This window comes from Leptospira alexanderi serovar Manhao 3 str. L 60 (genome assembly GCF_000243815.2).
Classification (GTDB): Bacteria; Spirochaetota; Leptospiria; order Leptospirales; family Leptospiraceae; genus Leptospira; species Leptospira alexanderi.
In genome coordinates, this window is record NZ_AHMT02000059.1 from 1 (window position 1) to 7,125 (window position 7,125).

Consider the following 7,125-nt stretch of genomic DNA (forward strand, 5'->3'; position numbering starts at 1 on the left):
TTTGAAAATGCGATCCGCACCTAACGAATAGCAATTCATTAAAACCAGTAAAGGCAAAATTAATACGCTTGATTGTATTCTATTTTTTCTCATTTTTTCTTTCCTATTTATTTTATTTATGATTAAACTGAAGTAACTCGTGCACGGCTCGTGTTGACAGCTTTTTGGAAAGTCCGGATATCCGGACATTCCTTGTTACCTTTCACAGAGAAGGTGCGCCGCTCAGAAGTGGACCGAGACCCGACGTTAGACCAACTGTTGCACCGTAACCGGCTTTCGTATCATACGAGAGACCCAAACTACCAGACGAACCTTGGCCATATTGACCTCGGATATTTGCACTCACTCCCGAAGATTGATTGTCACGACCGATGTTATTTCTGTTGTAGCTGACTTCCGCCCAGTTCGAATAGCCGTCTTTCCCTTTTTGACCAAGGCCCATTTTCAAACCTACACTCGCTCCCCAAGCTCCGCTCTTTGCGTTGTAGTTTACACCGACACTACCACCTAACTCCGTTTTGTTGTCCGTTCCGATGTTCACACTTCGAGGAGTTAGGGAATAGGCGTTAGGGGCGTGCCCCGCCGCTTTGCGTCGGGTCGCGCTCTTCGTTTCAATCTGCAACGCACCATTTCAAACTTTGCGTATATTCCAGTTTCCGCATTTATTGTATGTTGCGTTGCAGTATTTTCACTTCGATCGCTCACGCGGGGATTGTGGAAGAAAATTGGGCTTTTGAAACCAAAAACCGCTACAGCAAAATTACAAAATCTTGTGATTTGTGTCAAGAGTTAAAATCACCTAATCTATGTTAGGTAACACGGTCTGCACTGTTTCGCACACTGTGTGCAGTTCTCGGGTTTGTTTTTGTAGTTTGAAAGGAAAAAATGGAAGGAGGTTTTAAGAGTCAGAATCAATTCTTTGACAAATCAAAGAGTTGCCTATACACCAGTTTTGTCAAATAAAGATGGAGGTTTGAGAAATTTTTTCTCACTACTCAACGAATACCATGATCTCGAAGGTCCTTCTCCGTTAGGCCGGTGACTTCCAGGGTAGTTTTTAGATCGATCCCTTTCTTAAGCATCTTGCGAGCGGCTTCCAGTTTCCCTTGCTGTATTCCTTCTGAAATCAGTCTCTCTGCTGTTGTCACTGTTAATTCCTCATATTGTTCCAATAATACTTATTATCCGTTCCATCTTATCATTTTACCTTTTCAAAACGGCAATTCAGTTTCCGGACTCAGCTTTCTATCTTTGGTGCGGATTCTGCACTGGAATTCTAATTTAGAGAATTTCATTTTCCTTGAGGGTCTTTTCGGTAAGTCCTGTAATTTCTAAAACTGTCTTTAGATCAATCCCTTTTTTAAGTCATTTTACCGGCTGTTTTTAGTTTTTCTTTGATCGATACCCTTCTCGATGCCTTGCTCGATACCCTTCTCAATACCCTTCTCAATACCTAACTGCATCCCTTCTGAAATCAGTCTCTCTGCTGTAGTCACTGTCAATTCCTCGTATTCTTCCAATTTGGATCTGTGAAGGATTCCCTTCAATTCCGATGGTTTCAAATCTCACCCAATAAATATACAATAACAGCTTCCGTAAGATTGCAACCCTTTTCGATTCTTCCTCGATTCCAAGTAATAGCGAAAATAACCCTGGTAAGTGAGAAATGAACTCCAGATCCCCTTCCCGAATTCTTTGAACGACTCCCAGAGTGATTTGAAAGGTAATACTTTCTAACTTCTTCTTCAATTCGATTCCTTTCAAATCGAACAAATCGATCCTAAAATCCGGGATAAAGTCTTTGAGAATTTCCGTTTCTTGTCTCGTTAACACAAATTGTTCCAAAAATCGATCTCCCAATTTCCACTCTTTTTCTCCGTGATAGAATACGAACGGGATTACGACCGATAACTTCTCTCCATTCCTTTGTTGGTTTCGATAGATTTCTGTGAGATATCCGAGTAGTTGGATGTATATGCTGTTTTCTAAATAACTTTTGTGTTCAAAAAGCAAATAGACGTTGGACTTGTTTCCGGACCTGAGCGGGATTTGGAACAGTAGATCGGTTTGTTCTTGTTTTAATTCTTCGCTTACAAAACTCGATTCGGACAATTCTAAGTTTTCCAAGTCAAGTAGTTTTACCACTTCCGGCGGGAGTGTGTTTTTGAAGAAAGTTGCGGCCTCTTTTTTGTCCTGAAATGTTTCTCGGATCAATCGATCGTGTGGATTGTTCACTTCGGTCATCCGTTATTTTTGGGATATCGTTTTGGCCGGTCAATTGCATTTAGAATTCTATTTCACACTCAAGACTTACGTTTTCCAGTGTTATATTTTGATTATATTCCCGTCCTCGATTCCTTTGTCTCTCATTGAATCCCCTATTTTTCCGTAAAAGACGGAGTTCGAAGGGAATTAAAAAGCCCTTCCTTGATTGGAATTATACAGATATTATTCTAAAAGAAGTTTAGAATCTTTCCCCGAATTCATAATGCTTTTGTTTTTTCAAAATAGGAATGGATGGAATTCTAATTTAGAGAATTTCATTTTCCTTGAGGGTCTTTTCGGTAAGTCCTGTAATTTCTAAAACTGTCAATCTCGAAGATCTTGCTCCGTGAGGCCTGTGATTTCCAGGATAGTATTTAGATCGATTCCTTTCTTTAGCATCTTACCGGCATCTTCCAGTTTCCCTTGCTGTATTCCTTCTGAAATCAGTCTCTCTGCTGTTGTCACTGTTAATTCCTCATATTGTTCCAATAATACTTATTATCCGTTCCATCTTATCATTTTACCTTTTCAAAACGGCAATTCAGTTTCCGGACTCAGCTTTCTATCTTTGGTGCGGATTCTGCACTGGAATTCTAATTTAGAGAATTTCATTTTCCTTGAGGGTCTTTTCGGTAAGTCCTGTAATTTCTAAAACTGTCTTTAGATCAATCCCTTTTTTAAGCATTTTACCGGCTGTTTTTAGTTTTTCTTGCTCGATACCCTTCTCGATGCCTTGCTCAATACCCTTCTCAATACCCTTCTCAATACCCTTCTCAATACCCTTCTCAATACCCTTCTCAATACCCTTCTCAATACCTAACTGCATCCCTTCTGAAATCAGTCTCTCTGCTGTAGTCACTGTCAATTCCTCGTATTCTTCCAATTTGGATCTGTGAAGGATTCCCTTCAATTCCGATGGTTTCAAATCCTTCACCCAATAAATATACAATAACAGTTTCCGTAAGATTGCAACCCTTTTCGATTCTTCCTCGATTCCAAGTAATAGCGAAAATAACCCTGGTAAGTGAGAAACAAATTCTAAATCACCTTCCCGAATTCTTTGAACAACTCCCAGAGTCACTTGAAAAGTGATACTTTCTAACTTCTCCTTCAATTCGATTCCTTTCAAATCGAACAAGTCGATCCTAAAATCCGGGATAAAGTCTTTGAGAATTTCCGTTTCTTGTCTCGTTAACACAAATTGTTCCAAAAATCGATCTCCCAATTTCCACTCTTTTTCTCCGTGATAGAATACGAACGGAATGACTACGGAAAGAGGCTCTCCATTCCTTTGCTGGTTTCGATAGATTTCTGTGAGATATCCGAGTAGCTGGATGTATATGCTGTTTTCTAAATAACTTTTGTGTTCAAAAAGCAAATAGACGTTGGACTCGATTTCCGGACCTCAGCGGGATTTGAAACAGTAGATCGGTTTGTTCTTGTTTTAATTCTTCGCTTACAAAACTCGATTCGGACAATTCTAAGTTTTCCAAGTCGAGTAGCTTTACCACTTCCGGCGGGAGTGTGTTTTTGAAGAAAGTTGCGGCCTCTTTTTTGTCCTGAAATGTTTCTCGGATCAATCGATCGTGTGGATTGTTCACTTCGGTCATCCGTTATTTTTGGGATATCGTTTTGGCCGGTCAATTGCATTTAGGAATGTGATTCTTCTCAGATTTGGCCGGACTTTCCTCGAAAAAGCGGACATGTCTATGCAGTAATTTCTTTTCTGAACTCGACGGGGCTGAGATAGCCTAAAGCCGAGTGCCTTCCTTCTGTTGTAATATCTTTTGATATAGTCAAACAGAAAATACTATGCCCCTAATTGTGTTGAATTTTTTTCTGTAAACTTTTTCAACTTTCAAAGTCTTAAAGTAAGATTCCATCGTAACAATTGCCTTTCCGACTCATGCTTTGAACAAACTCACGTTATTTAATACTTTTCTAAAGTCATCGCTTACATATTAAACTCCTCTATCCGGAATAGAATATGACACATCTTATACGCCTTTTCTTCCACGCTCACAACATTGACTCTTTTTCAACGCCACTTGTGAGGTGGTTTTAAAGTCTGCTACTTCGAGAGCCCTATCTCAGTTCACACGGCACACTTTGAACCAGCACACATGTTAAAATAATTTTTCTTTTAATCCCTATAAAATTTTTAGTGGAATTTACGCTAAAAATGTGGCATAATTTATATTATGTCACATTTAACTCTAAACCCACCTTCACTCAATGAAAATAGGATTCAAGGGCTGGAAAACCCTATAGAACTCATACGTGTAAAGAATTTTATCCAAAGTATATTTTCTAAGAACGGGTACAATAAATCACCCTATGCCGCGGTCGATCTTGATCCTTGGTCGACTTGGTTCTACGTTACCGACTCGGAAAAGAAAATTCTATCTGCAATGAGAATTGTAGAAAAAAAACCTAATAACTTTCTCCCAATTGAAATGGGAGTCATTTATGGTTCCAATCCACAAAAAAGATATGTTGTGCTGGAAGAGAACGTTGCTGATTGGAACAACGTTGCATTTTTACGCACTTTAATGGGCGTAAAAGCTGCAACAATCAATTTTAAGATGGTTGTCGAACATTGCTTGCAAAAGAATTATTCGAAAGTTTACGGTATGTATCATCAGAAATTAGCGTCTATCGAAAGAATTTATCTGTCAGCAGGAGCAGAATTATCAAAGCGTTTTTCCAAACCGGTTTTTTTTCCCTACGATTATATTGATCAAGAATTGGTTCTCTTAAACATCATCGAAATCGATAAAACAAGTTTACAAAAAATTCATGTTAATTTAATGTAATTTTTGAGGAATTTCCGATGAATATCCCGATAGCTATTAATTTGCTCTGCCCCTTCACTGTTTTATTTTTAGGAATTTATGTGATTCGGTTAGGACATCGGAAAAACCCAAAAATACTAAAGTATTTCTTTGCACTTTCCCTATCTACCAGCCTTTGGTCACTTCTTTCTGGAATCCGTTATTTAATTCCGTCAGAAATATACACTATTGCACCAAGTATAACTTTGCTTCCCGCAATTTTCGTGCCGTTTCTTCTAAGTCAGTTCATCATGAATCTAATTCAACCTGATTTTAAACAAAGAAAAGTTATGATTTTGTTCAATTCGATAACCCTGATTTATTTCTTTTTTTCCTGTGTTTCCTTGAATATGATTGAGATGATAGACTACCAAACATCCTCCTATAAACCCCTATTAGCATATCATATTTTAATTTTATATTCGTTTGGATCTGTCGGATTTTCCATTTTTTTAATTTCAAAAAAAACGATTACTTCTTCCGGTTCCGAGAGAGTACAATTTACCTTGCTTGGACTTGGAGTCTTAATCAGTTTATCTACTACGATTTTACTCGTGTATATCTTACCCATATTTGGAATTTTCAAAGGGTATTTTACTCCTATCGGATTACTCCCCTTTTCGTTTTTATGGGCCGTTGCAATTCTTCAGTACGATGTGTTTAAAATTAAATATGCCGTTCTTGATGGTGATAAAGTACCAGCGTTAACTCGAATATCTTTAAATTTCTTTATGTTACTTTTTAAAATTTTAGACCCTGTAGGGTTTAGAAATAGCAACTTACAATACAAAAAATCTTTTTCCTCAGATTTCCTGGTTACCGACTTAAAGCTTAGATTAAAAACGGAATTGAACCATTATCAAAGGTCAGAAGCGCTGGCTCGACGATTTGATCAATATATTAAATAATTTTATATTAATAGAAAACTATTCGCCTAAAAGGCAATGGATTATCAAATCAACGGCCTCTCGTTTTTTATCCGATAGTTTAAAATACGAATCAAAACTCTTTTTAGATTTTGGATAATATTCCATTTTTCTAAATAATCGGTCCAAAGCCTCGAATTTGTTTACAAGATCTTCTTTTATTTCCTCTTTAAGTGGATGTTTAGATCCCTTGCCTTTCAAAACCCAATCCATTTTATATCCGTGCACAACTTCTATCACAAATGCAGTTTGTTCTGAAACCTCGGTTTCATCATTTTCCAATTTGCTCAATTGGGATTGAGATAAAAAAATCGAAGTTGCAAATTCCTCCTGATTCAATTTCCGGCCAAGCCCTTCCGTACGAATAAATTTAATTCTTTGTCCTGGTGTTTGTGTTTTCATTTTTTATTATAATAGAATATTTTTTTATTGATTTTTAGTCGTATTTCATATTTATCATCTTACAAAATATACCGCAGCTTATTACGATAAGTTTATAGATTATCAAAGGAGGAATTATGCAAATGAAAAGTAAAAAAGAAATCTACTCAATATCAGACAAAAATCAAATCAATAAGATCCAAAGCCGATTTCTTATAACCAAACTGTGCTTAAATCCACGGACTTTTTCAAAGAATATAAAAATTTCTAACAGAAAAATTCTATTTTCAACAATCAAAAGGACTCCTTTCTCTCTCGATTAAACATACAAGTTATCGGAACCTAAAATAAGAAACTAAACTAGGAAAAAGCCATGGTTTTCAATTATTTCCAAATAATGCCTTTAGAAATCTCCAATTCCGATTTAGACGAGTATGAAAAGATCTTAAGGAAATCATTAAACGATGAGGACAGAGAAGCAATCTTGAAATTCACAAGTTTCCGTAAGATTTTAACGATCAGAAAAAAATTAAACCTGTAGAATTTTTTCTCCTCCATACCTTATATGAATACTTTCGGAATAGATCATTATAAGAATCTTATAGATTTAATTATTACCTACTTCCACTCCTTTAGTGTGGTTATCGGTATAATTTTAGGATTTATAAAACTTTTTTCAAAGGATGATTTTAAAAAATCTTATGGAACAGTTCTTTGTT

At 36.7% G+C, this 7,125-nt stretch carries 7 protein-coding genes and 3 pseudogenes; 3 read left to right on the forward strand and 7 right to left on the reverse strand.

All coding sequences use genetic code 11. From position 1 onward, the window contains the following. Nucleotides 1-226: 226 nt before the first annotated feature. The 6 genes and pseudogenes from LEP1GSC062_RS19280 to LEP1GSC062_RS25400 form a co-directional block, all read right to left on the reverse strand. Nucleotides 227-541: pseudogene (locus LEP1GSC062_RS19280) on the reverse strand (hypothetical protein); the annotation flags it as partial. Between the two features lie 454 nt (nt 542-995). Further along, nucleotides 996-1,148: a hypothetical protein gene (locus LEP1GSC062_RS23745; RefSeq protein ID WP_162142180.1), complete on the reverse strand. Its 153-nt coding sequence runs from the start codon at nt 1,146-1,148 to the stop codon at nt 996-998. Nucleotides 1,149-1,281: 133 nt separating this feature from the next. Then, a pseudogene (locus LEP1GSC062_RS19290) lies at nt 1,282-2,244 on the reverse strand (Rpn family recombination-promoting nuclease/putative transposase). A gap of 286 nt (nt 2,245-2,530) precedes the next feature. Then, nucleotides 2,531-2,754, reverse strand: a pseudogene (locus LEP1GSC062_RS25145) (hypothetical protein); the annotation flags it as partial. A 109-nt stretch (nt 2,755-2,863) separates the two neighbouring features. Then, nucleotides 2,864-3,643: an Rpn family recombination-promoting nuclease/putative transposase gene (locus LEP1GSC062_RS25150; protein WP_020985223.1), complete on the reverse strand. Its 780-nt coding sequence runs from the start codon at nt 3,641-3,643 to the stop codon at nt 2,864-2,866. Next, the gene (locus LEP1GSC062_RS25400; RefSeq protein ID WP_020985231.1) at nt 3,633-3,875 is read right to left on the reverse strand and encodes an Rpn family recombination-promoting nuclease/putative transposase; all 243 of its coding nucleotides are present in this window, start codon (nt 3,873-3,875) and stop codon (nt 3,633-3,635) included. Before LEP1GSC062_RS25400 ends, LEP1GSC062_RS25150 begins: the two co-directional genes overlap by 11 nt. A 591-nt stretch (nt 3,876-4,466) precedes the next feature. On the opposite strand from LEP1GSC062_RS25400, the gene LEP1GSC062_RS19305 reads away from it, so the two are divergent. Next, nucleotides 4,467-5,081, forward strand: coding sequence for an LBL_2463 family protein (locus LEP1GSC062_RS19305; RefSeq protein WP_020985221.1), 615 nt, complete (start codon nt 4,467-4,469; stop codon nt 5,079-5,081). A 17-nt stretch (nt 5,082-5,098) separates the two neighbouring features. After that, nucleotides 5,099-6,007 (forward strand): LIC10906 family membrane protein, encoded by a 909-nt coding sequence (locus LEP1GSC062_RS19310; protein ID WP_020985230.1) that lies wholly within the window; start codon nt 5,099-5,101, stop codon nt 6,005-6,007. Between the two features lie 18 nt (nt 6,008-6,025). On the opposite strand, the gene LEP1GSC062_RS19315 is transcribed toward LEP1GSC062_RS19310, so the two are convergent. Further along, the gene (locus LEP1GSC062_RS19315; protein WP_010576845.1) at nt 6,026-6,427 is read right to left on the reverse strand and encodes a helix-turn-helix domain-containing protein; all 402 of its coding nucleotides are present in this window, start codon (nt 6,425-6,427) and stop codon (nt 6,026-6,028) included. Between the two features lie 352 nt (nt 6,428-6,779). Here LEP1GSC062_RS19315 and LEP1GSC062_RS23750 point away from each other — a divergent pair, with 352 nt between their 5' ends. After that, nucleotides 6,780-6,947 (forward strand): LIMLP_19325 family protein, encoded by a 168-nt coding sequence (locus tag LEP1GSC062_RS23750; protein WP_010576846.1) that lies wholly within the window; start codon nt 6,780-6,782, stop codon nt 6,945-6,947. Nucleotides 6,948-7,125 lie beyond the last annotated feature (178 nt).